Raw genomic sequence first — 26649 nt, forward strand, 5'->3', positions numbered from 1 at the left:
CACCACGACCGCCTCCTGAAACGGGGTCAGGTTCGTCTGCAGGCGATGCGCCGTGTGCGGACGATCTTCGACGTCGGTGCGTTTCTTCCAACGCCGAATGGTGTCTTCCGACACTCCCAGTTCCCGGGCAAGGCGGCGTACCGGCAGGTTCGAGCTTTGGATGTAGCGCCGGGTCGCAGGGGTCGTGGTGGCGTTCTTGTGCAGTCGGACCATCATGACTGTTGCCTCCGTAGTTCCTCGATCAATTCGCGCATCGTCTCACGACCTATGAATAATGCACGACGTCGCGGGTCAATGCAATCGTCCGGGACCTGACACTTATCTTCTCATCCATTAATTTCTTTATCTTTGGTATAAGACTACCATCTTCTCCAAAAAAATCATTAATATCATTTTCCAATGACAGCATTCTGTCATCTTTTAAAAAATTCTCCTCGTTTGGATAAAACAAAAGAAGCTTCCATCCGTAGAGTCTTGCACGAATACAAAGAAATAACTGACGGTATAAGTATTCCAAATTTTTTTGATGATCTTTAATGGATTCAATTATATCATTTAACCCAAAAATATTTTTTGTCTTTATATTTTCGATCTTATTAATTTCATTTTCTATATCTGTTACAATATGGTTTTGCTTATCAAGCAAAATTGACTCGTATGATTCTATTTGGTTGCGAATATTTTCACGTGATTTTCCATGAATTACCGTTCGGGCTACTTGGTTGAAATAGTCAATAGAGCTTTTAATAGAAGAAATGCGTTCATTTTGTTGAAATTCAATTATTTTTTCTATATTTTTTGATATCGTTGAAAGTTTTTTATCGATATCAGCCAAGTGTTTTTGTGCAACTGCCATTGATATAAAAGAAAATAATACAGTCGCATTTACTATGCTGGATAGTTTATTAGGCTCTAAAAGTATTCCATGACTATTGAATAATCCATCTTTTTTGGTCATTAATCTGTATCCATCAACCCCTTTTGCCTTAAGTAGCGGTCCATCAATCACAACCTCCATGTATTTGGTTGCCGAAATTTCCCCTTTCGTTACAAGGCCGGGTATTTGTTGAATTAACATATTAATGCGACTAATATTTTCTTCCTTGCCTACATTAATCCAATTGGCATTGTGGGGCTCATGAATTAGCCGCATGGATAGTACTGGAGGCGATTCAGTTGAATCTGATAAGATAAATTCTTCATTTGATTGGATTCTATATTGAGGAACAGATAAATATTTATCATCAATCTCCTGATTTTTATTTTTTTCTGCGTAATCCATGTATTTCTTTCTAAGGCCGGCAATATGAATAACAGAAGGCACAGTTACAGAAAACGCAGGATCGGAAAAACTAAATAAAGCCATACTCCATCCTGGGGGTCCAAATACAAACCTTGTTATCAAGGTTTGATTTATAAAACTCTTTACTGATCCGATCGACGCCTTTTTCTTTGCCTCAGAAATTATCTTCTTTTTTTCATTATCGTCAAGCAAATTCCATTGTTTTTCAAAAAACAAGGTTAAAATGTTATTTTCATTGTCAACTGTTTTGCCTTTTTCATACGGAACATCAAGTTTTTTACAAACGTCAATTACAATCTCGTCATATGATGGCCCTTCTCCCCTAAACAGGTTTTTTAATGTGTTTCCCCCAAACAATCTAATTTCGTCACCAATTATTTTGTAGTATTTTGTGTGATCTGGATAGTGTTTTTTATAATCATCATTTTGTTCTAAAGAATTTGTTAATTTGTCTTTTATTAATTCTACCAATGGATCTAGATCTTCGCGAGTGCATATTGATAAAAGTGCATATAGATCACCTTTTTTAATGTCTTCTATTTTTTCTTTGATTGCGTCAATCATTTTTTTCTCCTTCGAATAAATCAAATTGAGCGATTCGATCAACTCACGCATCGTCTCACGACCCAGGAATAATGCACGACGATCGCGGATCGATGCAATCGTCCGGGACCTGACAGTCGAGGATGTGTTCGTCGATTTCTTCACCGACTTTTTTGCCAACTTCTGCTCCGATTACCGCTCCTGCGAGGGCGCCGATGAGGGCACCAGCGGCGCCACCCGCCAGTGCGCCGGCTGGCCCTGCGACCAAGCCGGCCCTTGCACCGATTTGAGCGCCGACCGTGGCGCCGGTACCCGGTACCTATCGTTGCGCCGCCGCCCGCAGCCCCGGCTGCGAGGCCAATAACCGTGCCAACTCGCTTGGCGATGTTTCTTTTTTCGATGCGGTCCGATTTGCATTTCGGGCATTGCATGGCGATCTCCATCACTGGTTTTTTAGCACGATGAATCTTGACTTGCCACGGGCGTAATCTCGACGTCCCTGACCGCCTCGCCCCAGCCGCGCAGCCAGCGGTGCAGGAGTTCGGTTTCGACCACGGTGGCGGTGATCGCAAGTCCGTTGGCGGTGGGCTCGACGATTTGATCTTCGGCGAGCGGGCTTTCGACGAGGTGGCGGCCTACTGCCGGGTCGATGACGAAACGCACGCGCACGCGGCGGCCGCGGTGGATGCCGAAATGTCCTTGGGCGACGTAGTCGGACAGGCGGAAGTCGGAGGGATAGGGAAAACGCTCGCCGGTGCGGCGGGCTTTTTGGATGCGGCTCAGGGCGAGGATGCGCTGGTTGTCGTAGCCCTCGAATCGGGCGACGAGGTAGAGGCGTACGCTTTGCTGCACCAGCGCGAGCGGCCAGACGATCGCCTCGCGCGCTTCATCGCGGGCGTTGCGGTAGGTGAGCGCGAGGGTTTCTTCGGCGTAGAGGGCTTCGCTGACTTCCTCGAGCACGTCGGGGTCGATTTTGGGTGGCAGCAGGGGTTGGTTGTCGGGAATGCGGGTGACTTTGTGCAGCCAGCGACGCTGCGCTTCGGCTTCGGGGCGGGTACCGAGCTCGAGGGCGGCGCTCGACCACAGCGGCTCCAGCGCGGTGAGGATGCGGGTGGGCAAGAGGGCGGCGAGGTCGGCCCGGGCGAGTTGCAGAAGCAGCGCTTCGCTGGGGGTGAGCAGGGGCAGGTTGAGCCCGGCGGCCTGGGCCTGCCAGCGGTAGCCATAGGGGCGGGAGCGGGTGTCGACCTCGAGCGGAAAGCTGGCCGAGAGCGTGTCGAGGTGGCGCTGCACGGTGCGCAGGCTCACCTCGCGCCCCTGGGCGACGAGGATCTGGTGGATGCGGGTGCTGCTGATGTAGCGCTTGCGCGGGATGCAGCGCAGGATGTCGAGCAGCAGCAGGGCATTGTCCAGCGCCGGGGCGCGAGGGGCGCTCATCGTCAACCGTCCCCCAGGATGCGCTTGAGGGTTTGCGTGATGCTGCCGACGAGATCGCTTTTGGATTCTTTCTGCAGCTTGGGGCTGCGGCACAAGGGGCAAAGCGCCGGTGGCAGATCCTCGGGACGCAGGACGTCGCTCGCGGGTGCGTAGGTCTTCTTCCAGCCGCACTCCAGGCAGCGGACGGTGTAAGGGCGGGGCGGGACCGGCATGGTCTCCTCCTTTTTTATGTGGACATGGTATCTGTTTGATATACCGGCGACAAGGGGCGAATCGGGCGTTGTTTCAGTCGCGGCAGGATTCGCGCGGGCCGGTGGTGAGCGTACCCATGGCCGCGATCGCCGCGCCGACGAGGGCCCCTTGTGCGGCACCTTGCAGGAGGCGGCCAACCAGGCCGCCGCTGCCACAGCCCGCCGCGCCGAGCAATGCGCCGATGCCGGCGCCTGCCAGAGCGGCGCGGGTGAGTGCGTCTGCCGGAAGGGTGGAAGAAAAAGCGGGGAAGATCGGTTCGTGCGTCATGGTCGTGCTCCGTCGTGAGGTGAGCCCATTGTAGGGAATGGGGGCGACGGGATGTGACGCATGGAGCAAGTAGCACACCGAGGCAAGTCTGGCCTCACTGCCAAGGTTTCATAAAAAAGGAATCGTCAGGGATCTGACATCTGGCAACCCACCAAAAATGGTCTTTGCTCCATATGATTTTTAGGCCATAATTGCAAGATGACTTCGGCAAGTGCATGACATGACCTGGACGGTCCTCTTTCACGACGCCTTCGACGAGGAATTCAGCACCCTGAGCGATGGACTGCAGGACGAGCTCTTAGCGCATGCCAAGTTGTTGGCCGAGTTTGGGCCGAACCTGGGGCGACCGACGGTCGACACCCTCAAGGGGTCTCGTCACCCCAACATGAAGGAACTGAGGTTCTCCTGGAAAGGGCAGCTCTGGCGCGTCGCCTTCGCCTTCGATCCCCTGCGCCAGGCCATCGTGCTCGTGGCAGGCAACAAAAGCGGCGCAGACCAACGTCGGTTCTACAAACGACTGATCCGGATCGCCGATGATCGCTATGACGAACACCTCGACGAACTCACCGACAGGACGAAGGAGTGATCCCATGCCAAGGACACTGGATGACATCATGGCCACTTTGCCGGAAGATCGCCGGCGGAGAATCGAATCCCGGGCCCAGGAACTGGCTACGCTCAAGGACCTGCGCCTGGCCTTGCAAAAGACCCAGGAGGAGCTCGCGGCCACCCTCGGGGTACGCCAGGACACGATCTCCCGGCTGGAGAGGCGCAGCGACATGCTGCTGTCGACCTTGCGCCACTACATCGAAAGCATGGGGGGCACACTCGAGCTGGTCGCCAAGTTTCCCAACCGACCTCCCGTCGTGATCGAACACTTGGGAAAGGGGACGACGGACAAGGCCAGCAACGACGAAGAGGCCACCGTCTAGCCGGAAGAGCGTGACGGAATCATTCCTTTAGCCTGGCCACTGGGCTCGGTGCCAGAGGGCCACGCACGAGGCCTGGGCCCCGACGGGGAATCCTGCGGCAGGAGATCGCTCCGGGAAGGAAAAGCCACGCAAGGGCACGCCGGCGGCTCTATGTCGCGCTCACCCGCGCCGAATGGCGCGCTGCCGTGGTGCTCAGCGAACAGGCTGCGCGCGATAGAAAGCGCAGCTGGAAAAGTGTCAGATTCTGGATTTTCCGGAAAACGGGGGATCGAGAGTTCTTTGGTATGCGCAGCCTGGTCAGTGCAGGGCGGCGAGTGCGGCTTCCGGTGCCTTGTCGAGCACTTTGAGCAATGCCTTGGCCGCGCCTGTTGGGCGGCGCTTTCCTTGTTCCCAGTTGCGGATGGTGTCCAGCGGAACATTGATCCGCTCGGCAAATTCCGCTTGGCTTAGCCCCAAACGCAGGCGGACGCGGCGCACGAAACGGGCGACGTCTTGCATTGCCTCGGCTTCATCGGCAGCGGCCTGTCGGGCAATGTCGGCCTCCGTCGTAGCATCCACCCGTTCGGGATCGATGCGCCCTACATTCAGCGATTCGGGAATTTCGGAGTCAATTCTCATGCGCTGGATTGTAGTTCAACGGACTACCCACCACAAGAGAACCCGCTTCGGCCAGCGTCTTTTCGGCATGTGACACATTGCATGACGCGGCGCGATGATGGGGGCGGTTTGCAGGGGAAAAACGCCCGGCGTCTAACCGGGCGTTTCGTTTTCTTTCCGTGACGGGGCGAAGGTCAGCCGCAGGTGCCGACCGCGCCGCAGGCGGTGCAGAAGTCGCAGCCGTCTTTGCGGATCACGGCGTAGTTGCCGCATTCGCTGCAGCGCGCGCCTTGCATGAGCTTGGGATCGCGCTCGTCGCGCGGCGCTTCCAGCAGGCCCATTTCGCGGATGGGGAATCCTCGTTCATCCAGGATGCCGAGCATGGCGTAGCGGTGGATGATGAGGCGGGCGAGGTAGGCCACGGTGCTGGGGAAGTTTTGCTGGCGGCGATCGCCCGGCACGAAGGCCATGAAGTCGCCCAGGGGTTCGGGGTAGTTGAGGAGCTTGCGCAGCTTCATGCCGATCCAGGCCGGGTCGATGACGCGCATGTCGAGCGATAGGATCCGGGTGAGGCCGTCGAGCGAGCGCGGATAATGGCCGGCGAGCCACATGGCGTAGGGTCGGGTCATGGGGCCGGCGCCGTCGGGCGAGGGCAGGGTGATCTCTTTCAGGCCCAGGATGAAATCGTCGCCCGTGGTCGGGTTCTGGATGTCCACCGTCCAGGAGAGCGTGCCCTCCGTGCCGGTCTTGGGCTCGTGGCGGCTGAAGAGGCTGTCGAGCACGGGGGTGTCGCCGAGGTGCTCGAAGGCGCCGAGCCGTTCGCAGCGGTAGCGTACCACCTGACCGAAGGCGGAGACGACGCTGGGGAAGCGCTTGGGTTCGCCATGCGGCGGGAAGGGCATGTCGAAGGATTTCTCGCCCACGACCTTGGCGAGCTCTTCGAGTTTGAGCTGCAGCCAGCCGCGGTCGTTGGCGCGCATGTCCATGGAGAGCGTCTTGGCGACCGCGCCGAGACCGCGGGGTTGGTCGGCGCCATTGACCCAGACTTCGAAGGGGAAGGCGCCGTGTCCGTTCTGGTCGATGTGGCCGACGAAGAGGGCGAATTCGCCTTCCGGCGTTTCGAGCATGTAGGTCCAGGCGGGGTTGCCGTCGGGCAGTTTCGGCCGCCCCGGCCAGCGCAGGCTGGAGAGGACCGGTGCGGGTAGTTTCTGGATGGACAGGCGCCGGTTGGCGTCGGTGAATTCGAGTTCGCTCGTCTCGGCCGTTTTTTCCTTGGGAGGCTCGACCGTGAGGATGGCGCCGACGACGTTGTTGGGCCGGTAGGTGGCCAGCCCCTTGAGGCCGGATTTCCAGGCGAAGGTATAGAGGTCCTGGAAGTCGTCGTAGGGGTAGTCTTCGGCGACGTTGACGGTCTTGGAGATGGAGGTGTCGATGTAGGGGGCGACCGCCGCGACCATGGCGGCGTGGGCCTTGGCCGAGATCTCGAGCGCGGTGACGAAGGCGGGCGGCAGGTGCTCCACGTCGCCGCCCAGATGCTTGTAGAGCCGCCAGGCGTGATCTTCGACGCTGTATTCCTTGAAGGTGCCGTCGGCCATGCGCTTGCGCCGGGTATAGGTGTAGGAGAAGGGCGGCTCGATGCCGTTGCTCGCGTTGTCGGCAAAGGCGAGCGAGATGGTGCCGGTGGGGGCGATGGAGAGCAGGTGCGAGTTGCGGATGCCGTGCTTGCGGATGAGCGCTTTGAGGTCGGCAGGCAGGCGCGAGGCGAAGTTGCCGCCGGTGAGGTAGAGGTCGGGATTGAAGAGGGGGAAGGCGCCGCGCTCCTTGGCGAGTTCCACCGAGGCGGTGTAGGCCCGGTCGCGCAGGTAGCGCGAGATCTCGGAGGCGGTGAGGCGCGCTTCTTCGGTGTCGTAGCGCTTGCCGAGCATGATGAGGGCGTCGCCCAGCCCGGTGAACCCGAGCCCGACGCGCCGCTTGCTCATTGCCTCGCGCTGTTGCTCGGGCAGAGGCCAGTGGGTGACGTCGAGGACGTTGTCGAGCATGCGCACGGCCACGTCGACCACCTTGCCGAAGGCTTCGAAGTCGAAGCGTGCGTGGTCGGTGAAGGGGTCACGCACGAAGAGCGTGAGGTTGATCGAGCCGAGGTCACAGCAACCATAAGGAGGAAGGGGTTGTTCCGCACAAGGATTGGTGGCCTCGATCGTTTCGCAGTAATAGAGGTTGTTGTCCTGGTTGATGCGGTCGATGAAGAGCACGCCCGGTTCGGCGTGGTCGTAGGTCGAGCGCATGATCTGGTCCCAGAGCTCGCGCGCGCGTACTTTGCGATAGACCCAGAGTTTGTCTTCGCGCTGGTAGGCGCCGGCGGCCTTGATCTCGGGGCCGGGCTCGGCTTTGTGCACGAGTTCGACCATCTCGTCGGCTTCGACCGCGCGCATGAAGGCGTCGGTGACCGCGACGGAGATGTTGAAGTTCGACAGGTCGCCCTGGTCCTTGGCGTGGATGAAGGTTTCGATGTCGGGGTGGTCGCAGCGCAGCACGCCCATCTGGGCGCCGCGCCGTGCGCCGGCCGATTCCACCGTTTCGCAGGAGCGGTCGAAAACGCGCATGTAGGAGACGGGGCCGGAGGCGTTCGATTGGGTGCCGCGCACGAGCGCGCCGTGCGGGCGGATGCGGGAGAAGTCGTAGCCGACTCCGCCGCCGCGGCGCATGGTCTCGGCCGATTGGGCAAGCGCCGTGTAGATGCCAGGATAGCCGTCGACCGATTCGGTGACGGAGTCGCCCACCGGTTGGACGAAACAGTTGATCAGCGTGGCTTGCAGCTGGGTGCCGGCGGCGCTGTTGATGCGCCCGGCGGGGATGAATCCGTGCTCCTGCGCCCAGAGGAATTTCTTTTCCCAGGCGGCGCGCTCTTCTTCCTTTTCGACCGCGGCGAGCGCCCGGGCGACGCGCCGGCGCACGTCGGCGATGGTGCGTTCGTCGCCTTTGGCATATTTTTCCAGCAGGACCTCGGTGGAGATCTCCTGCGGCGGGAGGGTGTCGATGGTGGGTTTGGTCGCGGTTTTTTCTTGGCTCATCGGAAGGCTCCTGGGCGTTTCGTCGGGGCGAACTATAGCCCAGAATCCGGGTAAACGCAAAAAATTAAAGTCTTTTTAAATCAATGAGTTATAAAAAATGTAGTAGTTTCAAAGCCTTGCACATACGACATTTAGTATGACAAAAGTATCGGATTTTGGCGAAAACCGGCGCCGCGACAGGGGGTGCGGCACGGCGAAACGTCGAAAGATCAACTGCGCAGCAGATCGAGGCGAAAATGCAGCTTGAGAAATTTCTGGAAACGCCGCACCGTCTCGAGCGCGCTGCGCAGTTCGGCGCGCTGCAGGCGCCCGAGGCGGCGTAAGGGGAGGACATTGCGCGCGGGCTGCCCGGCGGCGATGCGTTCGAGTTGGGCGTCGAGCCGCAGCCGGGTGAGGAAGGCGAAGGCGGCGCCGAGTTCATTGGCTTCGGCTTGCGGCAACACCCCGAGCGCGGCCAGCCGCTCGATGCGCTCGAACGTATTTCCCTCTAGTGCCCGGTGCTGGATGGCGAGGATGCGCACGCCGTCGGTGATGGCGAAGATGCCGGCTTTCTTGAGATCAAGCAGATCCTCTTCGCCGGTGTTGGGCCGGATGCGGCCGAACCAGCCCAGGGGGACGGTGAATCTCAGGGTGTTCTGCGCCATGCGGGCGAGCACTAGAGGGTCGCTCCGGGCGTGTTCGTAATAGGCTTCGCGCAGCGGCTCGGCGAGCGCGGCGTTGCCTGCAAGGGGCTTGAGGTCGGCGAGCATGCTGGCGTTCATGAGGTGGGCGGCGGTGGGTTTTTGCAGCCATTCCCAGATGAGGGCACGCCATTCTTTCACCGAGTGGCGCCAGTCGGGATTGCGCGTCATGATGCCTCCCGGGCAGGGGGGAATGCCGATGTCGATGAGTTGTTGCGTGAGTGTCTCACCGAAAGCGGCGATGGTGCTGCGTTCTTCCGGGGTGCACTCGTCGGCGAAAACGAGCGCGTTGTCCTGGTCGGTGGCAAGCGTTTGCTCGCCGCGCCCCTGGCTGCCCAAGGCGAGAAAAGCGAGCTTGTCCTGGAGGGCCGGATCGGGCAGGCTGAGTTCGAAGACGCGGCGGGCGAGCGCATCGTCGAGAAAAGCGATCACTTCGACGAGCTCGCGAATGGGGGTTCCGGCGCGGGCGAGGACAGCGACGAGCCGTTGCAGATCGCGCTGCAGGCCGGCGAGCGTGGCGAGCTCTTCGGCATGTTCGATGTCGAGCGCGAGCTGGTGCGGCGAGTGGCGCTGCAACCGGAGCAGATCGGTCTGGCTGAGAATGCCGACGAGGCGCCCGTCGGCGTCGGCGACGCCGAGCCGGTGGATGCGATGGCGCGCCATGAGGTAGAGGGCGCGGTGCAGCGGTTCGGCTTCGCCCACCGTCACCAGGGGCGTGCTCATGATCTGGACCACAGTGAGGGTAGAAGGCAGGCGGTTTTCCGCGACGACGCGGTTGCGCAGGTCGCGGTCGGTGAGGATGCCGAGAGGTCGTTCGGGCGTCTCGGCCACGACCAGGCTGGAGATGCCGAGCGTCTGCATCGTGCGTGCGGCGACGTCGACCGGGGTCTGAGGTGGGCAGGCGTGGACCGTGCCCGAGCACCAGCGCCCTACCGGCTGGAACAGCGTGCTTTCTTCCGTGGCCATGGGTTCCTCCTCGCGGCGTCATTCTATCCGGGAAGGCGGGTGGCTGGGGTAGACTCGTCGCTTGGCGAGGGCACGAGAGAGCAGGAGTGTTGCAGCAAGGAGAGTCGGACGACGAGCGCTTCATGGCGCTGGCGCTGGAAGAGGCGGCCAAAGCGTGGGCCGTCGGCGAAGTGCCGGTAGGGGCGGTGGTGGTACGCGAGGGCGAGGTGATCGGGCGCGGCTTCAACCGGCCGATTTCGAGCCGGGATCCGACGGCGCACGCCGAGATCGTGGCTCTGCGCGAGGCGGCCCTGCGGCTCGACAACTACCGGCTGCCGGGCTGCGTGCTCTACGTGACGCTGGAACCTTGCCTGATGTGCGTCGGGGCGATGCTGCACGCGCGGCTGGCGGGCGTGGTCTTCGGAGCGCCCGATCCGAAGACGGGGGCGGCAGGAAGCGTGATCGATCCGTTTTGTGAGCGCCGGCTCAACCATCACACATTGGTGCGCGGCGGGGTGGCGGCCGAGGCGTGCGGGGCACTGTTGCGGGCCTTCTTCGCCGAGCGGCGCCTGGCGCGGAAAAAGGAGCAGGGATGTTGCTGATCGTGGCGCTCGATGCGCAGCGGCTATGGTGTGTGGATGATGGAGGTGCGGTGCTGGCGAGTTATCCGGTATCGACGGCGGCGCGCGGCGCGGGTCAGCGTCGGGGTAGCCTGCAGACTCCGCTGGGGTGGCACCGGATCCGCGCGAAAATCGGCGCGGGGGCGCCCTTGGGGGCGGTGTTCGTCGGGCGCCGCCCGACGGGCGAGATCTGGACGCCGGAACTGGCGGCGGCGCATCCCGACCGGGACTGGATCCTGACCCGCATCCTGTGGCTGTGCGGCGAGGAGCCGGGCTTCAACCGTTTGGGCGAAGTCGATACGATGCGCCGCTACATCTACATTCACGGTACTCCGGATCCGGTGCCGCTGGGCGTTCCCGGCTCGCACGGCTGTATCCGCATGCGCAATGCCGACGTGGCCGAGCTCTTCGACCGGGTGCCGGTGGGGACGAAAGTGCGCATCGTGGCGCGGGAGGAGGAGGCGGCAGAATCGCTCGCATCCGCCTCCGAATGAGGGGGTGCGAAGGCTTCGTCGCGAGCGGAACCTCAGTCACTGGGCGTCACACTGAACCGCACGCTGCCCGCCGCTTCGCCCGCCTCGTTCCAGGTGATTTCTTCGACGTCGGTGACGCCGTCGGCGCGGCGCAGTACCAGCGTGCTGCAGCGCGTGCCGTAGCCCGGTGCTTGAACGAAAATGGCCGACAGGGCCCGTTCCCAGTCGGGGGCGATGCCGGTGTCGGGCAGCAGATCGTCCGGGGCATGCGCCCGGTCGGTGAGGAGGTCGAGCAGCCGTTCGCGCGAGGGATGGGGAAAGAGCGCGGATTCCAATAAACGGCGGGCACGTTCGGCCTTGGGCCAAGGCGTGTTGAGGAGGGCGTTCGACAAGACGTGCAGGCCCGGGGGAATGGGGGCGACGCGGCCGGTGCGCGATTCGAGGATCGCCGCCTCGTCACGGTCGATCACGATGAGGTTGAAGGGCGGGTATTCGTCCTTGCGCTCGGCGAGGCGTTCGAGCACGGCGAGCGGGGCGCTGTCGGCGAGCGCCGCGGCGACGACGAGCGCTCCACGGCTGGGGGCGCCGGGGCGATGTTGGGCCGGGTCGCGGTAGTTGGTCAGCGCCGCGAGCCGCCCGCTGCGCGTGAGCGCGAGCCAGGTGCCGCCGCCGGTGCGATCGCGCCCGGCGAGCAGCGGCGCGTCGGGCCACCAGTGCATGGGTTCGGCCGGGCGTGCGAAATATTCGTCGCGATTGGCGGCGAGGATGAGGGGATAGTCCGGGTGCGCCTGCCAGGCGAAGGCGATGAGGCACATGGGTCAATCCAGAGGGTAAGGCAAGGGCAGGGGCTCGGCGTGTGGCCCGTCGGGGGCGCCGATGCGCACCTCGCCCGCCTCCGCAGCTTCGCGCTGCAAGACGGCGAGCGCTTCGAACCCGCCCTCGGGGCGGGGCGCCGCGAGGACGATGCGGCCTGCCGCCTGGTCCCCGAAGGCGGGGGAGAAACATTCGGTACCGGCCGCGGGGGATGCTCCTTCGTTTGCCCCTAGCCGGTACATTCGCCGCTTGAGCCGGCCGAGGTAGTGCGTGCGGGCCACGATCTCCTGGCCGGGGTAACAGCCTTTGGTGAAACTCACGCCGCCGAGCAGGTCGAGGTTGAGCCATTGGAGGAGGAAGGCTTCGCGGTTCTCGGGCAAGAGCCAGGGTAACCCATGGCGCACCAGGGCGAGCTGCCAGTCGTCGGTTCCACCGGGGAGGTGACCCGCGGCGAGCAGCGCTTCGAGCCGTGCGGGAGCAGCCTCGGTGGACAGGAATTCGAGCGCGAGACCGGGGGCGAGGAAGAGCGCCGAGCCTTCTTCGCGGCGTTCTAGCCTGGGCGGAACGAGCGGCGGCTCGATCCGATCCGGTTGTACGCAGGCAAGGGCGAAGAGCCCTTCTTCGAGGAGGAATTCGACCTTGCTGCGCAGCCGGTAGCGCACGAGGGCGGCGCGCAAGGGTTCGGCAAGCGCCGCTTCCAAGGCGAGGAGGAAACGATGCTCTGCTTCCCGCCACAGCAGCATCGAGGCAAAGATGCGCCCTTTGGGGGTGAGCAGTGCCGCCCAGCAGGCTTCGCCGAGGGGAAGACCACGTATCTCGTTCGTCAAGAGATTGTGCAGCAGGGTGGCGGCGTCGGGCCCTTCTGCCGTCAGGACGGCCAGCGAAGGCAACGGCACGAGGCGCGGGGCGTTTGCGGGTGCAGGGGGGGCGAGCACTTCGTCGCCCACGAGGCGGAAGGGGTGAGGAGCGAGGAGTTCGGTGAGCGCAGGGGTCAGGGGCATGGGAACGACCGAAGGACGGAATTGTCGATCCAAGCATTATAGAATCGCGCTTTTGACCGTCCACCCGACGGACGGCAGGGCTTTGCGAGGCGTTGCGTGGTCAGGAAAAAACACAAGGGCGCTTGGCGGCGATGGGGGGCGGCGATCGTGCTTGCACTGGCCGCCGTGTTCGGCTTGGCGGGCGCTTCGTTCTGGTGGCTGTGGTTGCGACCCTTGCCGATGCCAGCGGCGACGATGGAAGTGGAAGTGCCGCGGGGCGCTTCGGTGCTGGAGGCGGGGCGTGCCTTGGTGCGCCAAGGGGTGGGCGTCGAGCCGCATGCCTTGTATCTGCTCGCGCGCCTGCAGCCCGGCAGTTCCATCGTTGCCGGCTATTATCGCCTCGAACGCGGTCTGACGGCGCCGCAGCTGCTCGATGTGCTGCGCCGGGGCGAGCGCATCCGCGAGAGCCTCACCCTCGTCGAGGGGTGGACGTTTGCCCAGATGCGGGCCGCGCTGGAGCATCATCCCTGGGTAGAGAAGACGCTCGCCGGCGCCGACGAGCGGGCGCTCCTTGCGGCGATCGGCGCGCGTGAGACGCAGGCCGAGGGGCTATTCTTCCCCGATACCTACGTGTTCGACCGCAAAACGCCGGATCGCGAGCTCTACCGCCAGGCCTATCGCAAGATGAGTGAAGAGCTGCAGGCGGCGTGGCAGGCGCGCGATCCCGATCTGCCTCTGTCCTCGCCCTACGAGGCGCTGATCCTCGCTTCCCTCGTGGAAAAGGAGACGGGGCGCGCGGAGGATCGGGGCAAAGTGGCTTCGGTTTTCGTCAATCGCCTGCGCCGCGGCATGCCGCTGCAGACCGATCCCACCGTGATCTATGGCCTGGGGGAGGGATTCGACGGCAACCTGACGCGGCGCCATCTCGGTGAGGATCACCCCTGGAATACCTACACGCGCGGCGGTTTGCCGCCCACGCCGATCTGCCTGCCGGGTCGGGCGGCGCTGTGGGCGGCGGTCCGTCCGGAGAAGACGGACTACCTTTATTTCGTGGCGCGTGGCGACGGCTCGAGCGAATTCTCGCGCACGCTCGAAGAACACAATCGCGCGGTGGCGCGCTGGCAGAAAGGACGAAAAAACCCATGACGGGATCCGCGGGACGCGCGCCCTTCATCACCTTCGAAGGGATCGACGGAGCGGGGAAGACGACCCAGCTCGAAGCTTTGTGCCATTTCCTGCAGTCGCGCGGCACGCCGTTCGAGCGCACGCGCGAGCCGGGCGGCACCCCCGCCGGTGAGCGTCTGCGCGAGGTCGTGCTCGCGGAATCGATGCAGGCGGAGACGGAGCTCCTGGTGATGTTCGCCGCGCGCTGCGAGCATGTCCAGGCGCGCATCCTGCCGGCGCTCGCTGCCGGCCGCTGGGTGGTGTGCGACCGCTTCAGCGACGCTTCCTACGCCTATCAAGTGGGGGGGCGCGGGGTGGACGCGGCGCGCTTTGCCCAGATCGAGCGCTGGGTGCTGGGAGGATTTCGCCCGGATCTCACTTTTCTCTTCGACCTCGACCCGGCCGTGGCTGCTCGGCGACTTGCGCAGGCCGGAGCGCGGGGACGGGATCGTTTCGAGCGGCTCGACGAGTGCTTTTTCGCTCGGGTGCGGGCGGCCTATCTCGAACGGGCATCGCGTGAGCCGGGGCGCTTCCTCGTACTCGATGCAACCCACTCGCCCGAAGTGCTGTCGCAGCAGGTGATCGCGGAGGTACGACGGCGATGGCCGAGTTGATGCCCTGGCTCGAACCTTGGTATCGCCGCTTCGTGGCGGCGATGGCCGCAGAACGTGCACCCCAGGCGCTCATGCTCGGTGGGCCGCGCGGCGTGGGCAAAGAGGCGCTCGCCCAAGCGCTCGCCGCCCGCTGGCTGTGCGAACGACCGCTCGAGGCCGGTGAATCGGCGTGTGGCCAATGCCGTTCCTGCCGCTTGCTGCGTGCCGGAGATCATCCTCTCGCCTGGCGTTTGGCGCCGGAGGCTTCGCTGGGGAACGAAGGAAGGCAGATCACGCTCGAACAAATTCGGGATTTACAGGAAGGTTTGAGTCTGGCAGAGGCCGGGCGGCGGGTGGTGACGATCGTGCCGGCCGAGGCGATGAACCGGTTCACGGCCAATGCGCTCCTCAAGGTGCTGGAGGAGCCTCCGGCGGGAGTATCATTTTTGCTGGTGACCGAGTCGCCGTCGGCGCTTTTGCCGACGGTGCGCAGCCGCTGCCAGGTTTGGTGGATCGCGCCGCCCGCGCGGGATGCCGCACTCGCTTGGCTTGCGACTCAAGAAGGCGGGCCTCAGGCCGCGCCTCTACTCGATCTCGCCGGCGGAGCGCCGCTGGCTGCCTTGCAGTGGGCCCGTGCCGGCTGGGGGCGGTGGATCGAGCGGTTTCTTGCCGAGGTAGGGGGAGAGGCACCGAAGTCCCCTCTGACGTGGGCAGCCGGGCTGGAATCGTGGCTCAAGGCCAAGGAGACGCAGGAGAGCGGCTTTGGGCTCGAGGCGTGGATGGATTGGTGGTTGCGCTGGCTGCACGATCTGGCGCGCGTCGCCTCGGGTGCCCCGGCGCGCCATTTTCCCCAGGCGGGGGAACGCCTGAGGGCGCTCGCCGGTCGCGCTTCCTTGCGTACTTGGCTCGCGCTGGAGACCAAGGCGAGAGCGCGGGCCGAGTGGGTGAGGCATCCGCTCAATCTGCGCCTCTATCTCGAGGACGTCGTATCGGATTATGCGGATTTGATTGGAGGGAAAGGATGATGCTCGAGGAAGGCCCGCGCACCGAAATGCGGCCGACGGTGATGTCGTTGAACGTGGCCAACGTCAGCGCCCTGTATGCGGCCTACATGCCTTTTTTACAGCGCGGCGGCGTGTTCGTGCCCACGACCAAGCATTACGATCTGGGGGACGAAGTCTTCCTCCTGCTGCAACTGCCCGACGAACCGGAGCGTTTCTCGGTCTCCGGCACGGTGGTTTGGATCACGCCTCCGGGCGTTCCGGGGAACCGGGTGCAAGGGATCGGCGTGCATTTCGCCGAATCGGAAACCTCCCAGCAGCTGCGGGTGCGCATCGAACGCAAGCTGGGGGCGCTGCTCGGCTCCGGCCGTACGACCCATACGTTGTGAGGAAAGGAAACGATGACCGTTTTGGTCGATTCGCATTGCCATCTCGATTTTCCTGGTCTGGCGGAACGCTTGCCGGACGTGTTGGCGAACATGACCGCGAACGGGGTCGGTTATGCGCTTTGTATTGGTGTGACGCTCGAGGATTTCCCCAAGGTGCTGGCGGTTGCGCGCAGCGACGATCGGCTATGGGCGAGCGTTGGCGTGCATCCCGATCACGAAGGGGGTGAAGAGCCGACGCTGGAGCGCCTCGTCGAGCTCGCGGCCGATCCCAAGGTGATCGGCATCGGGGAGACGGGGTTGGACTATTATCGGCTCACCGATCGTCCCGAGTGGCAGCGCGAGCGCTTTCGTACCCACCTGCGGGCGGCTCGTGCCTGCGGCAAGCCGGTCATCGTACACACGCGCGCCGCGGCCGAAGACACACTGGCGATCCTGCGCGAGGAAGGGATCGAGACCATCGGCGGGGTGATGCACTGCTTCACCGAATCGCGCGAGGTGGCACGCGCGGCACTCGATTTGGGGATGTACCTTTCCTTTTCCGGCATCCTCACCTTCAAGAACGCCGCGGCACTGCGCGACGTGGCTGCGTTCGTGCCCGAGGATCGCGTCCTCGTGGAGACCGATGCGCCGTATCTCGCGCCGGTGCCGCATCGAGGCAAGACGAACGAGCCGGCTTATGTTCGCTTCGTGGCCGAGTGCCTCGCCCATGTGCGCGGTGTGCCGTTCGAGCGCATCGCCGAGCGTACCACCGAGAATTTTTTCCGCCTCTTTTCCGGGGCAAGGAGCCTTTTGCAATGAGTACCCTGCATCGATCCATGAATCTTTCTGGCAAGCGCTGGCTGCGGACGGCGGCGCTGAGCGCCGCCTTGGGCTGGGGCATCGCCGCGGCCCAGGCTTCCGATCTCGTCGAGGACACGGCACTCGCCGTGCAAAACGGCGACACGGCCACGATCCAGAAACTGCTCGCCAAGGGGATAGATCCGAATACCACCGATGAAAAGGGCAATCCGCTGCTGAACCTTGCCGCCGCCAATGGCGACGAGGCGATGGTTGATCTGCTGCTGCGCTCCGGGGCTTCTCCCAACCGGCGCAACCTCGTCGGCGAGACGCCGGCGATGATGGCGGCGCTCAAAGGGCACGCCAAGGTGCTGCAGCGCCTGATCGATGCCGGAGCCATCGTCGATCACGCCGGTTGGACGCCTTTGCATTATGCGGCGCTGCAGGGCAATCTCGAGTGCGTCGACGTGCTGCTGCGCGCCAAAGTCGATGTGAACGCCGCCGCGCCCAACGGCAGCACGGCCTTGATGTTGGCGGCGCGCAACGGCCACGTGGATGTGGTCAAGCGCTTGCTCGCTGCCGGAGCGGACACCGAGAAGCTCAACGAAGAAGGGCGTACGGCAGTGAGCTGGGCGTTGGAAAAACAGCAGACCGAGACCGCCGATCTCATCGAGAAGGCCCGGCGCGCCAAAGGCTTACCGCCGACCAAAGTGCAGCTCGTGATCGAGTGAAAAAATTCTTGAGGTGGGGAGAGGGATGATGGAGGCAGGGCACTGGTTGGCGCGGGCCCGGGCTCGCGAATCGATCTGGCGTGAATGGCGGCACGAACTGCACGCGCATCCCGAGCTCGCCTATGAGGAACGGCGCACCGCGGCTTTCGTCGCCCGGCAGCTGCGCTCCTTCGGGCTCGAACCGATCGAGGGGCTTGCCGGCACCGGCGTGGTGGCGGTGCTCGAGGGACGCGGCGGCGACGGCCCGATGATCGCGCTGCGTGCCGACATGGATGCTCTGCCCGTTGCCGAGGCCAATACCTTCGCCCATGCTTCGCGCGAACCGGGCAAGATGCACGCCTGCGGTCACGACGGGCATACGACCATGCTCCTTGCCGCCGCGGAGCTGCTCGCTGCCGAGCCGGCATTTTCTGGCAGCGTCGTCTTCGTCTTCCAGCCGGCCGAGGAAGGAGGCGGCGGGGCGCGGCGCATGGTCGAGGAGGGGTTCTTCGAGCGCTTCCCCGTGCGCGAGCTCTACGGCATGCACAACTGGCCGGGACTGCCGGCGGGGCAGTTCGCGGTGCATTCCGGCCCGGTGATGGCGGGCACCGAGCGGTTCCGCATCGCCTTGCGCGGCCGCGGCACGCATGCGGCCATGCCGCATCTGGGCAAAGACGTCGTCGTCGCGGGGGCGGCGCTCGTGCAGGCACTGCAGACGGTGGTGAGCCGCCAGGTGGATCCTTTGCAGCCGGTGGTGCTCTCGGTGACGCAGTTCCATGCCGGTCACGCCTTCAACGTGATCCCCGAGGAGGCGGAGCTCGCCGGAACCGTGCGCGCCTTCGCCCCGGAGCTTTTCGTCCGCATCCGCGAGGAGCTCGAGCGCATCGGAAAAGGGGTGGCCGATGCCTTCGGTCTTTCCTTGCGCGTCGAATGGGACGAGGGCTATCCTCCTACGATCAACACCGCCGCCGAGGCGGCGCGCTGTGCCGAGGTCGCCGCGGCGCTCGTCGGGGCGCAGAATGTGCGTCGTGAAGAGCCGCCGTCGATGGGTGCGGAGGATTTCGCCTTCTTTTTGCAGCACCGTCCCGGAGCCTATGTCTGGATTGGTAATGGTGCGTCCGAAGGGGGTTGTCTCCTGCATAGTCCCCATTACGACTTCAACGACGAGATCCTGCCTTTGGGTGCGGCCTATTGGGCAGCGCTCGCCACCCACGTGCTTGCGGCATGAATCTCCGAATCACCTTGCGCCTGCTGCGGCGCGATCTGCGCACGCCGGCGCTGGTGGCGATCGTCGCGGCACTTGCGCTTGCCGTGGCGGCCGTGGGTAGCATCCTCTGGCTCAACGACCGTCTGGGCCGGGCCTTGGTGAGCGAGGCGGGGGCTTGGCTCGGCGGGGACGCCATGATCACGGCCAACCGCCCCTGGCGTCCCGAAGTGCTGTCCTGGCTCGAGCAGTATCCCGAAATCGAGCGCGTCCAGAGCGTGGCCATGGCCTCCGTGCTGCGCGCTGGCGAGCGCTGGCAGATGTCGTCGTTACGGGCGATTCCGCCGCGCTATCCCCTGCGCGGGCAGTTTCTCTTGCGGCGCAGTGCCGACGGGCCGGAAGAATCCCTACGAGGAGGACCGGCGCCGGGGGAAATCTGGGTCGATGAACCGCTCGCGGGTCTGCTCGGTATCGAACCCGGCGACGAGGTTCGGGTGGGGCGTCTCACTCTGCGAGTATCGGCCATCGTGCGCGTCAATCCCGAACACGGCGGCGATTTTCTCGACCTGCTGCCGGAATCGTGGATCAACCTCGAGGATCTACCGGCGAGCGGCCTCATCGGTCCGGGCGTGCGGGCCCAGTGGCGCATCCATTTGGCCGGAGCGGAATCGGCATTGCGCCGCGTGGCGCAGGAGGCGGCGGAGCACTTGGGTAAGGGGGAAGAGTTCGTCTCGCTCGAAGACGGTCAGCCGGCGGTGAAGACCCTGCTCGAGCAGACACAGCGGTTTCTGCGCCTTGCCGTGCTCGCGGCCGTGGCGCTCGCGGCCGTGGCCGTGGGGCTCGCCACGCGCCGCTTCGTGCGCGACCGGCTCGATGCCGCCGCCTTGCTGCGCTGCCTCGGAGCGAGCCGGCGGCAGGTGGCGGCGATCGTGCTGGGGGAGTTCGCCGCGGCGCTCGTACTCGCGCTGCTGCTCGGGGCGGCGCTGGGGCTCCTTGCTCAGCAAGGGTTTGCGGTGCTTGCGGCGCGGGTGGTGGAGACGGCGAACCTTCCCTCGCTGCGGTGGTGGGCCGCCTGGCCGGCGGGGCTGCTCGCCCTGCTGCTAGCCTTCGGGTTTGCCGTGCCGCAGCTCATGGCGCTCGCGCAGGTGACGCCGCTTGCCGTGCTGCGGCGCGACTGGGGCGGCTGGCGCGGAGGGGTGCTTGCCACCGCCTGCGCCGGGGCGCTGGCGCTGCTCGCACTCACGGTCCTGCTCGCCGGTGAGCTGCAACTGGCTTTGGGTGTCTTCGGGGGGCTGGCCGCGGGTTTCGCGCTGCTGCTGGTGGCGGGATCGAGCGGTTTTGCCGCCCTCAGGCGGCTTGCTGCGGGGACGGCGGTGCCTGTGCGCCTTGCTTGGCGCGCGCTCGGCAACCAGAAAGGACTCGCCGCCCTGCAGGCCGGGGCGCTCGCCCTGGGATTGGCAGCGCTGTGGCTGCTGGCCATCGTGCGGGGCGATCTGCTGGATGCCTGGCGTTTTCGCATCCCGCCCGATGCGCCCAACCGTTTTCTCATCAACGTGCAGGCCGATCAGGTGGAGGCGCTGCGAGCGTCCTTTGCCGAGGCGGGGTTGGCCGCACCGCGCTTCTGGCCCATGGTACGGGGCGCGAGACTGGTGGCGATCGACGGCGTGCCGGTGAGCGACACGTCCTTTTCGGATCCGCGGGCGCAGCGCTTGATGCGCCACGAGTTCAACCTGAGCTACGGCACGATGTTGCCCGAAGAAAACCGGGTGGTGGCGGGACGCTGGCACGGCGAGGCGGGCGCGCCGAAGAACGCGCTCTCGGTCGAAGAGGGGTTGGCGCAGGCGTTCGGCCTGCGGTTGGGCAGCCGGCTGCGCTTCGTCATCGACCTGCAGGAGGTCGAAGGGGTCGTGACCAGCATTCGGCGGTTGCGTTGGGAGTCGATGAACGTCAATTTCTTCGTCGTCACGCAGCCAGCGCTGCTCGAACCCTTTGCCGCCACCTGGATCACGAGCTACCGTCTGCCGCCGGGCCGGGAGGCTTTTGAGCGCATGCTGCTCGATCGCTTTCCCAATGTGACCGTGATCGACGTCGGTCGTATCCGCGAGCAGTTCGAACGCATGAGCGATCGGGTGGCGGCGCTGCTGCAAGCGGTGTTCGCCTTCACCCTGGGGGCCGGGGCATTGGTGCTGGCGGTAGGATGGATGCTGGGGCAGGAGGAGCGGCGCCAGCGCGTGGCCATCCTGCGCGCGCTGGGGGCGCGTCGCCGGCAGATCCTCGCCACGCTCGCGTTCGAGTTCGCCACGCTCGGCGCCGTGGGAGCGCTGGTCTCGGTCGCGCTCAGCGCCGGGATCGGCCTGTGGCTCGCGGCGTCGGTCTTCCGCCTGGAAGTGGCGCTCAGCTGGGGGCCTCTCGCCGCGGCCGCCGGGGTCGCCGTCGTGCTGGTGGCCGTTGCCGGCATGCTCACGGTGACGCCGCTGCTGCGCCGTCCGCCGCTCGAGGCGCTGCGCGCGAGCATCGTATAATCGCGGCTATCGTTCGATCTCGAGGTGGCCGTGGAGTACTTGTCGACACGCGGGCAGGCGCCCGTACTGAAGTTTTCCGACATCTTGCTGGAAGGGCTCGCCGCTGACGGCGGGCTCTATGTGCCGGCGCAGTATCCCCTTGTCTCTACCGCGGAGCTCGCGCGCCTGTCGCGCCTGCCTTATGGGGAACTCGCCTGGGAGCTGCTGCGTCGCTACATCGACGATATCGCCGAGGACGAGCTCGCCCGGCTGGTGGTGCGTACCTACACCGCAACGCGCTACCCCTTCGCCCGCCATCCGGCGCGCGCGGCGCGCATCACGCCGCTCACCTGGCTTGAAGAGGGGCGTTTCGGGCTGCTCGAGCTCTCCAATGGCCCTACGCTCGCCTTCAAGGACATGGCCCTGCAGCTGCTGGGCGAGCTTTTCGAGTATGTGCTCGAGCGCCGTGATGAGCGCTTGAACATCCTTGGTGCCACTTCGGGCGATACCGGCTCGGCCGCCGAATATGCCATGCGCGGGCGCGAGCGCGTGCAGGTCTTCATGCTCTCGCCGGCCGGGCGCATGAGCCCGTTTCAGCGCGCGCAGATGTATTCGCTGCAGGAACCGAACATCCACAACCTCGCCGTCGAGGGGACCTTCGACGATGCCCAGGACATCGTCAAGGCGGTGAGCCAGGATGCCGATTTCAAGCGCCGTCACCGCATCGGCGCGGTCAATTCGATCAACTGGGCGCGCATCGCCGCGCAGGTGGTCTATTACTTCGCCGGTTACTTCCAGGCGGTCGAGCGCGTGGGCGAGCCGGTGGCTTTCGCCGTTCCCAGCGGCAACTTCGGCAACATCCTCGCCGGGCACATCGCCCGCCAGATGGGGCTACCCATCGGGCGCCTGATTTTGGCCACCAACGAGAACGACGTGCTCGACGAGTTTTTCCGCACCGGCGTCTACCGCCCTCGCGCATCGAGCGAGACGTTTGCCACGTCCAGCCCGTCGATGGACATCTCCAAGGCATCGAACTTCGAGCGCTTCGTTTTCGATCTGGTGGGGCGCGATCCGGAGGCGCTGCGCCAGCTGTGGCAGGCGCTGGAGACCCAGGGGCACTTCGATCTCGAGGGCACGCCGTATTGGGCGCGGCTACCGGAATTCGGTTTTGTCTCCGGTCGCAGCACGCATGCCGACCGGCTCGCGACCATCCGCGACGTCTGGACGCGCCACCGGGTGCTCATCGATCCGCACACGGCCGACGCGGTGACGGTGGCGCGGCGTGCCGGCATCGAGGACATGCCGGTGGTCGTGCTCGAGACGGCGCAGGCGGCGAAGTTCGCCGAGACGCTGCGCGAGGCAGTGGGGTTCGAACCGCCGCGCCCGGCCGAGCTCGCCGATCTGGAGCAGCGGCCGCAGCGCGTCACGCGCTTGCCGGCCGATGTGCAACAGGTGAAGGACTATATCGCGGCGCATGCCTGAGCAGCAGATTGGTCCAACGGCTCCGAGCGACCCGGTCCCGGTTGCCTTCGTCATGCCAGCGACGCAATGGCGCATCGATGGAACATGTAGTGTCGTGGTGAGCGGCCGGTAAAGAGACGGCGGCGACGGCGTGACGTCCCCGCCCGACCCGGCGGGGGAGGTTGCACCTGCTTCTACGTACCCCAAAGGGAAGATAGCGGTGCCGCCCAGAGCCCGTCCCCGAGAGGCATCGTTTCGCTGCCGTCGTACAGCAATACGCCCATCTTGAATTGGCTGCCTGCGAGGCTCGCCAGCTTCTTCAGCCCACGCAGATCGTTTTCCTTGACGGTGGCAGCCGCTTTGACCTCGACGCCTACCAGCTGGCCGGCAGCGTTCTCGATCACGATATCGACCTCGAACTTGTCTGCGTCCCGGTAGTACATCAGTCGATAGTCGCCATCTGCCGTGGTGGTATGCTTGCGCAATTCTCCAAAAACGAAGGTCTCCAGCACGCTGCCAAACCGCGTGCGATCCCGATGCACTTCCTCGGCGGTCAGATCCAGCAACGCCGCCAGCAAGCCGGAATCGATGAACTGCAGCTTGGGCGTCTTCACCACGCGGTTCAGACGGTTGCGCGCCCAGACATCGATGCGCTCGAACAGGTACATCTGCTCGAATACGCCGACGTAACGTGCCGCGGTCTTGCCGTCCAGGCCGACTTGGCCGCCGATGTGGGTGTAATTGCACATTTGACCTGCCGTCTGTGCCAGGGCACGCAGGAATCGCGGCAGATGGTCTAGTTTCTCGATGTTTGCCACATCACGGACGTCGCGCTGGATGATCGCGTCGATGTACTGACGCGCCCACGCCACACGACGCCTGGACGAGGTTCGAGAAAGTGCTTCCGGGTAGCCGCCGCGCAGCACGCGCTCGATCAGGTCGTTGCCCAGTGCAGGCCGATCTACCTGGAGTATTCGGCCAGCGAAAGCGCTGTCGATCCAGTTCGCCGATCGCAGCTCGATTTCGCTCTGCGACAAAGGCAGCAACGACAGGGTTTCCATCCGACCAGCGAGTGAGTCGGCGACGGTTGGCAATGTCATCAAGTTGGCCGATCCGGTGAGCAGGAAACGGCCTGGACGCCGGTCCTCGTCCACGCTCTTTTTGATGGCCAAGAGCAACTGGGGTGCTCGCTGGATTTCATCGATCACCGCGCGATCCAGGCTGCGAATCATCCCGACCGGATCTTCTCGCGCCGACAGCGAGGTCAGCGCATCATCCAGGGTCAGGTAGCGTAATCCCTGTTGCTCTGCGATGTGCCGCACCAGCGTCGTCTTGCCGGCTTGACGAGGACCGACCAACAGCACGACTGGCGTATCTAGCAGGGCCTCAGCGATGCGCGGTTCGATCCGACGCGGGAAAATGGCCGACATGTTCATGCGACCATGTTATCGTAAATTTCGGAATTGATCAACGTAAATTCCGGAAATAGTCATCGTAAATATCGGAATTTATGAGCGTGAATCACGGAACGGTTCCATGTCTCTCCGAGGTTTTCATGCCGTGTGGGCGAGAGGGTGTCAGAATTCCCGTATGTGGCGAGCGTAGAAGATGCCTCGAAAAACCTTCCCCTTCTCCTCGCCCTCCGATGAATCGGTCGAAATTCCGCACTCAAGTTTCGAGCAGGCGCAGCGACAGGTCCACGGCCCGCACGTCCTTGGTGAGCTTGCCCACCGAGATGCGGTCGACGCCCGTCTCGGCGATCGCCCGCACCTGGTCGAGGTCGACGCCTCCGGAGACTTCGAGCTCGGCGCGGCCGGCGTTGATCCACACGGCTTCCTTCATCTGTTCGAGCGTCATGTTGTCGAGCAGGATCATCTGCGCCCCGGCTTCCAGCGCTTCGGCGAGTTCGTCGAGCGTCTCCACCTCCACCTGGATGAAGGCGTGCGCCGTCCCCAGCGCCTGGGCTCGCGCGAGCGCCTGGCGGATGCCGCCGGCGGCGATGATGTGGTTCTCCTTGATGAGGATGCCGTCGTAGAGCCCCAGCCGGTGGTTGGTGCCGCCGCCCACGTGCACGGCGTATTTCTGCGCCAGACGCAAGCCTGGCACCGTCTTGCGCGTGTCGACGATGCGAGCCCGCGTCCCCTCGACCGCGCGCACGTAGGCGCGCGTGGTGGTGGCCGTGCCGGAGAGCAGCTGCAGGAAGTTGAGCGCCGTGCGCTCGGCGGTGAGCAGCGCCCGGGCGTTCGCTTCCACTTCACACAGCGTCTGCCCGGGTGCGACTTCCGCTCCCTCGGCGGCGTGCCAGGTGAAGCTCGCCGAAGGGTCGAGCACGCGCAGCGTCGCCTCGAACCAGGGTTGGCCGCACAGGATCGCCGCTTCCCGGCTGATGACCCGGGCGCGCACGCGCGCTTCGGCTTCGACCAGACGGGCGGTGAGATCGCCCGTACCGACGTCCTCAGCGAGCGCTTGGGCGACGTTACGTTGGACTTCGATGCGCAGGGCTTCGGTGAAAAGCATGATGGCATCCTCTCGGGGTGGCATGAGTGAGGGCTATGGTAGCATCGTCGGTCATGAAATCAGAGAGCGGATTCCTGGAGGTCGACGGAGAAGTCGTGGAAGTGCGGCGCAAGCCCATCCGCCACTGGCATCTTCGCGTCGTGCCGCCCGACGGGCACCTGCGCGTGTCCATCCCTCTGCATGCCGATGGGGACGCGGTATCGGCCTGGATACGGGGAAAATCGGCCTGGGTGCAAAAACACCGCTCGCGCTTGCGCCGGGACCCGCCGGATCGGGTCTGGTTCTTCGGCGTTGCCTATCCTGTGAAAATATCGCCGGATGAACCGGCGAATCCGGCGGTCCTTTTCGGCGAACGGGAAGGATTCCTCGTGCGCGGTGTCCGCAACCTGGACGAAGGATGGACGCTCCTGCGCGCCTGGCAGGGCGAGCAGCTCGCCCGATGCCTGGCAGAAATGCTGCCCCGGTGGCAGGAGCGGATGCGTGCGCCTGCCGTTCATTGGCGCATCCGTCCGTGCACATCCATCTGGGGAAGCTGTACCCGGGCCACGAGGCGTTTGACGTTCAACCTCTATCTGGCCGAGCGCTCATCCGAGCTCATCGAATACGTGGTCGTCCACGAGCTCGCCCATCTGTTCCATGCGCACCACGGCCCGGCGTTCTGGGCCATGGTGGCGCGCTACCTGCCGGATTGGCAACAGCGGCGCAGTGCGCTCAGACGGCCACTGGGCTGAATCTTCGGCCGGTCAGCCTTGGCCCTGCTGATCCACGATGGGCACGAGCAAAATCTCCACCCGGCGGTTCTTCGCCCGGCCCTCGGGAGTGCGGTTGTCGGCGATGGGACGGGTGGCGCCGAAGCCCACGGTCTGGATGCGGTTGGCCGGCACGCCGCGCTGGATGAGGTAGCTCGCCACCGCCTGAGCGCGGTTCTCCGACAGCGTCTGGTTGAAGGCCGCCGAACCGGTGGAGTCGGTGTGCCCCTCGATGCGCACGATGGTGTTGGGATACTGCTGCAGGCTCTGGGCGAGCTGGTCGAGTACGCTCATGAACTGCGGCTGCAGGGTGGCGCTGCCCGTTTGGAAGGTGATGGCCTCGGGCGCCTGCAGGCGGATGGTGTCGCCCTGGCGGTGGACCTCCACGCCGCTGCTCGCCATCTGGCGGCGCAGTTCGGCTTCCTGCTGGTCCATCTGGCGGCCGATGAGTCCGCCCACGGTGGCGCCCACCGCGGCGCCGATCAGCGTTCCCCCGGTTTTGGCGTTGTCGCTGGCCACGACCCGGCCGAGCACGCCGCCCGCCACCGCACCGATGGTGGCACCGGTGGCAGTCTTCGCATTCTCGCCGCGGTAGGGGTTTTCGGCGCAGGCGGCGAGCAGTGCCGTGGCGCCGAGAATGAGGAGGGGAAATCTCGTCTTCTTCATGGCAGTC

Annotated in this window: 27 protein-coding genes; 14 read left to right on the top strand and 13 right to left on the bottom strand. The window is 64.1% G+C overall.

Translation table 11 applies throughout. From position 1 onward, the window contains the following. The 5 genes from H607_RS0100235 to H607_RS11025 all read right to left on the bottom strand — a co-directional run. On the bottom strand, positions 1-216 hold a 216-nt coding region (locus H607_RS0100235; protein WP_028873792.1), incomplete at its 3' end, for a helix-turn-helix domain-containing protein. 49 nt (positions 217-265) lie between these two features. Continuing rightward, a complete protein-coding gene (locus H607_RS13270; protein WP_157381241.1) occupies positions 266-1867 on the bottom strand; it encodes a YaaW family protein in 1602 nt (533 codons plus the stop codon). A gap of 432 nt (positions 1868-2299) precedes the next feature. Further along, complete coding sequence (locus H607_RS0100245) at positions 2300-3280, bottom strand: helix-turn-helix transcriptional regulator (RefSeq protein WP_037989109.1); 981 nt, start codon at positions 3278-3280, stop codon at positions 2300-2302. A 2-nt stretch (positions 3281-3282) separates the two neighbouring features. Next, the gene (locus tag H607_RS0100250) at positions 3283-3492 is read right to left on the bottom strand and encodes an FmdB family zinc ribbon protein (protein ID WP_028873763.1); all 210 of its coding nucleotides are present in this window, start codon (positions 3490-3492) and stop codon (positions 3283-3285) included. Positions 3493-3565: 73 nt separating this feature from the next. Further along, positions 3566-3799 carry a hypothetical protein gene (locus H607_RS11025; RefSeq protein WP_037989111.1) on the bottom strand — a complete coding sequence of 78 codons (234 nt, stop codon included), beginning with the start codon at positions 3797-3799 and terminating at the stop codon, positions 3566-3568. Between the two features lie 220 nt (positions 3800-4019). Between H607_RS11025 and H607_RS0100260 the strand changes: the two genes are divergently transcribed. Then, positions 4020-4385, top strand: coding sequence for a type II toxin-antitoxin system RelE/ParE family toxin (locus H607_RS0100260; protein WP_028873764.1), 366 nt, complete (start codon positions 4020-4022; stop codon positions 4383-4385). Positions 4386-4389: 4 nt separating this feature from the next. Next, on the top strand, positions 4390-4731 hold the full coding sequence (locus tag H607_RS0100265; RefSeq protein ID WP_028873765.1) for a helix-turn-helix domain-containing protein: 342 nt from the start codon (positions 4390-4392) through the stop codon (positions 4729-4731). A gap of 297 nt (positions 4732-5028) precedes the next feature. On the opposite strand, the gene H607_RS0100270 is transcribed toward H607_RS0100265, so the two are convergent. The 3 genes from H607_RS0100270 to H607_RS0100280 all read right to left on the bottom strand — a co-directional run bounded on the left by H607_RS0100270 (position 5029) and on the right by H607_RS0100280 (position 10045). Further along, entirely contained in the window at positions 5029-5349 is a 321-nt protein-coding gene (locus tag H607_RS0100270; RefSeq protein WP_028873766.1) for a helix-turn-helix domain-containing protein, read from the bottom strand. Positions 5350-5522: 173 nt separating this feature from the next. Continuing rightward, a complete protein-coding gene (locus H607_RS0100275) occupies positions 5523-8399 on the bottom strand; it encodes an adenosylcobalamin-dependent ribonucleoside-diphosphate reductase (protein WP_028873767.1) in 2877 nt (958 codons plus the stop codon). Between the two features lie 209 nt (positions 8400-8608). Continuing rightward, positions 8609-10045: a putative nucleotidyltransferase substrate binding domain-containing protein gene (locus tag H607_RS0100280; protein ID WP_028873768.1), complete on the bottom strand. Its 1437-nt coding sequence runs from the start codon at positions 10043-10045 to the stop codon at positions 8609-8611. Between the two features lie 86 nt (positions 10046-10131). Between H607_RS0100280 and tadA the strand changes: the two genes are divergently transcribed. Continuing rightward, positions 10132-10626 carry a tRNA adenosine(34) deaminase TadA gene (gene tadA / locus H607_RS0100285; RefSeq protein WP_028873769.1) on the top strand — a complete coding sequence of 165 codons (495 nt, stop codon included), beginning with the start codon at positions 10132-10134 and terminating at the stop codon, positions 10624-10626. Beyond that, positions 10617-11138 carry a L,D-transpeptidase gene (locus H607_RS11030; protein ID WP_051240496.1) on the top strand — a complete coding sequence of 174 codons (522 nt, stop codon included), beginning with the start codon at positions 10617-10619 and terminating at the stop codon, positions 11136-11138. Before tadA ends, H607_RS11030 begins: the two co-directional genes overlap by 10 nt. 32 nt (positions 11139-11170) lie before the next feature. Here H607_RS11030 and H607_RS0100295 read toward each other — a convergent pair whose 3' ends face one another. Further along, complete coding sequence (locus H607_RS0100295; protein ID WP_028873770.1) at positions 11171-11932, bottom strand: NRDE family protein; 762 nt, start codon at positions 11930-11932, stop codon at positions 11171-11173. Positions 11933-11935: 3 nt separating this feature from the next. Continuing rightward, positions 11936-12931 (bottom strand): CAF17-like 4Fe-4S cluster assembly/insertion protein YgfZ, encoded by a 996-nt coding sequence (ygfZ, locus tag H607_RS0100300; RefSeq protein ID WP_028873771.1) that lies wholly within the window; start codon positions 12929-12931, stop codon positions 11936-11938. A gap of 96 nt (positions 12932-13027) precedes the next feature. On the opposite strand from ygfZ, the gene mltG reads away from it, so the two are divergent. The 9 genes from mltG to thrC are packed head-to-tail and all read left to right on the top strand — an operon-like array spanning position 13028 to position 22731. Further along, positions 13028-14056 (top strand): endolytic transglycosylase MltG, encoded by a 1029-nt coding sequence (gene mltG, locus H607_RS0100305; RefSeq protein ID WP_037989114.1) that lies wholly within the window; start codon positions 13028-13030, stop codon positions 14054-14056. Continuing rightward, positions 14053-14688, top strand: a complete 636-nt coding sequence (gene tmk / locus H607_RS0100310) for a dTMP kinase (protein ID WP_028873773.1) — start codon at positions 14053-14055, stop codon at positions 14686-14688. The genes mltG and tmk overlap by 4 nt, the downstream gene beginning before the upstream one ends. Next, complete coding sequence (locus tag H607_RS0100315) at positions 14676-15692, top strand: DNA polymerase III subunit delta' (protein ID WP_028873774.1); 1017 nt, start codon at positions 14676-14678, stop codon at positions 15690-15692. The genes tmk and H607_RS0100315 overlap by 13 nt, the downstream gene beginning before the upstream one ends. Beyond that, positions 15692-16057 (top strand): PilZ domain-containing protein, encoded by a 366-nt coding sequence (locus H607_RS0100320; RefSeq protein ID WP_037989115.1) that lies wholly within the window; start codon positions 15692-15694, stop codon positions 16055-16057. The genes H607_RS0100315 and H607_RS0100320 overlap by 1 nt, the downstream gene beginning before the upstream one ends. A gap of 12 nt (positions 16058-16069) precedes the next feature. After that, positions 16070-16855: a TatD family hydrolase gene (locus H607_RS0100325; RefSeq protein ID WP_028873776.1), complete on the top strand. Its 786-nt coding sequence runs from the start codon at positions 16070-16072 to the stop codon at positions 16853-16855. Beyond that, complete coding sequence (locus tag H607_RS0100330) at positions 16852-17565, top strand: ankyrin repeat domain-containing protein (protein WP_051240497.1); 714 nt, start codon at positions 16852-16854, stop codon at positions 17563-17565. Before H607_RS0100325 ends, H607_RS0100330 begins: the two co-directional genes overlap by 4 nt. A 28-nt stretch (positions 17566-17593) precedes the next feature. Then, the gene (locus tag H607_RS0100335) at positions 17594-18772 is read left to right on the top strand and encodes an amidohydrolase (RefSeq protein WP_028873778.1); all 1179 of its coding nucleotides are present in this window, start codon (positions 17594-17596) and stop codon (positions 18770-18772) included. Next, the gene (locus H607_RS0100340; RefSeq protein ID WP_028873779.1) at positions 18769-21270 is read left to right on the top strand and encodes an ABC transporter permease; all 2502 of its coding nucleotides are present in this window, start codon (positions 18769-18771) and stop codon (positions 21268-21270) included. Before H607_RS0100335 ends, H607_RS0100340 begins: the two co-directional genes overlap by 4 nt. A gap of 30 nt (positions 21271-21300) precedes the next feature. Next, entirely contained in the window at positions 21301-22731 is a 1431-nt protein-coding gene (gene thrC, locus H607_RS0100345; protein WP_028873780.1) for a threonine synthase, read from the top strand. A 173-nt stretch (positions 22732-22904) separates the two neighbouring features. Here thrC and H607_RS0100350 read toward each other — a convergent pair whose 3' ends face one another. Continuing rightward, positions 22905-24146 (bottom strand): ATP-binding protein, encoded by a 1242-nt coding sequence (locus H607_RS0100350; RefSeq protein ID WP_028873781.1) that lies wholly within the window; start codon positions 24144-24146, stop codon positions 22905-22907. A 232-nt stretch (positions 24147-24378) separates the two neighbouring features. Continuing rightward, positions 24379-25227, bottom strand: a complete 849-nt coding sequence (nadC, locus tag H607_RS0100355) for a carboxylating nicotinate-nucleotide diphosphorylase (RefSeq protein ID WP_028873782.1) — start codon at positions 25225-25227, stop codon at positions 24379-24381. Positions 25228-25280: 53 nt separating this feature from the next. Here nadC and H607_RS0100360 point away from each other — a divergent pair, with 53 nt between their 5' ends. Beyond that, on the top strand, positions 25281-25958 hold the full coding sequence (locus H607_RS0100360; protein WP_028873783.1) for a M48 family metallopeptidase: 678 nt from the start codon (positions 25281-25283) through the stop codon (positions 25956-25958). A gap of 12 nt (positions 25959-25970) precedes the next feature. On the opposite strand, the gene H607_RS0100365 is transcribed toward H607_RS0100360, so the two are convergent. Then, the gene (locus H607_RS0100365; RefSeq protein ID WP_028873784.1) at positions 25971-26642 is read right to left on the bottom strand and encodes a YiaD family glycine zipper/OmpA-like lipoprotein; all 672 of its coding nucleotides are present in this window, start codon (positions 26640-26642) and stop codon (positions 25971-25973) included. Positions 26643-26649 lie beyond the last annotated feature (7 nt).

Origin of the sequence: Tepidiphilus margaritifer DSM 15129 (assembly GCF_000425565.1) — a bacterium.
Lineage (GTDB): Bacteria > Pseudomonadota > Gammaproteobacteria > Burkholderiales > Rhodocyclaceae > Tepidiphilus > Tepidiphilus margaritifer.

Excerpts from the sequence above, each read along its gene's own strand:
- H607_RS13270 (WP_157381241.1), bottom strand. The coding sequence starts at position 1,867 with ATGATTGACGCAATCAAAGAAAAAATAGAAGACATTAAAAAAGGTGAT.
- H607_RS0100245 (WP_037989109.1), bottom strand. The coding sequence starts at position 3,280 with ATGAGCGCCCCTCGCGCCCCGGCGCTGGACAATGCCCTGCTGCTGCTC.
- H607_RS0100250 (WP_028873763.1), bottom strand. The coding sequence starts at position 3,492 with ATGCCGGTCCCGCCCCGCCCTTACACCGTCCGCTGCCTGGAGTGCGGC.
- H607_RS11025 (WP_037989111.1), bottom strand. The coding sequence starts at position 3,799 with ATGACGCACGAACCGATCTTCCCCGCTTTTTCTTCCACCCTTCCGGCA.
- H607_RS0100260 (WP_028873764.1), top strand. The coding sequence starts at position 4,020 with ATGACCTGGACGGTCCTCTTTCACGACGCCTTCGACGAGGAATTCAGC.
- H607_RS0100265 (WP_028873765.1), top strand. The coding sequence starts at position 4,390 with ATGCCAAGGACACTGGATGACATCATGGCCACTTTGCCGGAAGATCGC.
- H607_RS0100270 (WP_028873766.1), bottom strand. The coding sequence starts at position 5,349 with ATGAGAATTGACTCCGAAATTCCCGAATCGCTGAATGTAGGGCGCATC.
- H607_RS0100275 (WP_028873767.1), bottom strand. The coding sequence starts at position 8,399 with ATGAGCCAAGAAAAAACCGCGACCAAACCCACCATCGACACCCTCCCG.
- H607_RS0100280 (WP_028873768.1), bottom strand. The coding sequence starts at position 10,045 with ATGGCCACGGAAGAAAGCACGCTGTTCCAGCCGGTAGGGCGCTGGTGC.
- H607_RS11030 (WP_051240496.1), top strand. The coding sequence starts at position 10,617 with ATGTTGCTGATCGTGGCGCTCGATGCGCAGCGGCTATGGTGTGTGGAT.
- H607_RS0100295 (WP_028873770.1), bottom strand. The coding sequence starts at position 11,932 with ATGTGCCTCATCGCCTTCGCCTGGCAGGCGCACCCGGACTATCCCCTC.
- ygfZ (WP_028873771.1), bottom strand. The coding sequence starts at position 12,931 with ATGCCCCTGACCCCTGCGCTCACCGAACTCCTCGCTCCTCACCCCTTC.
- tmk (WP_028873773.1), top strand. The coding sequence starts at position 14,053 with ATGACGGGATCCGCGGGACGCGCGCCCTTCATCACCTTCGAAGGGATC.
- H607_RS0100315 (WP_028873774.1), top strand. The coding sequence starts at position 14,676 with ATGGCCGAGTTGATGCCCTGGCTCGAACCTTGGTATCGCCGCTTCGTG.
- H607_RS0100320 (WP_037989115.1), top strand. The coding sequence starts at position 15,692 with ATGCTCGAGGAAGGCCCGCGCACCGAAATGCGGCCGACGGTGATGTCG.
- H607_RS0100325 (WP_028873776.1), top strand. The coding sequence starts at position 16,070 with ATGACCGTTTTGGTCGATTCGCATTGCCATCTCGATTTTCCTGGTCTG.
- H607_RS0100330 (WP_051240497.1), top strand. The coding sequence starts at position 16,852 with ATGAGTACCCTGCATCGATCCATGAATCTTTCTGGCAAGCGCTGGCTG.
- H607_RS0100335 (WP_028873778.1), top strand. The coding sequence starts at position 17,594 with ATGGAGGCAGGGCACTGGTTGGCGCGGGCCCGGGCTCGCGAATCGATC.
- H607_RS0100340 (WP_028873779.1), top strand. The coding sequence starts at position 18,769 with ATGAATCTCCGAATCACCTTGCGCCTGCTGCGGCGCGATCTGCGCACG.
- H607_RS0100350 (WP_028873781.1), bottom strand. The coding sequence starts at position 24,146 with ATGAACATGTCGGCCATTTTCCCGCGTCGGATCGAACCGCGCATCGCT.
- nadC (WP_028873782.1), bottom strand. The coding sequence starts at position 25,227 with ATGCTTTTCACCGAAGCCCTGCGCATCGAAGTCCAACGTAACGTCGCC.
- H607_RS0100360 (WP_028873783.1), top strand. The coding sequence starts at position 25,281 with ATGAAATCAGAGAGCGGATTCCTGGAGGTCGACGGAGAAGTCGTGGAA.
- H607_RS0100365 (WP_028873784.1), bottom strand. The coding sequence starts at position 26,642 with ATGAAGAAGACGAGATTTCCCCTCCTCATTCTCGGCGCCACGGCACTG.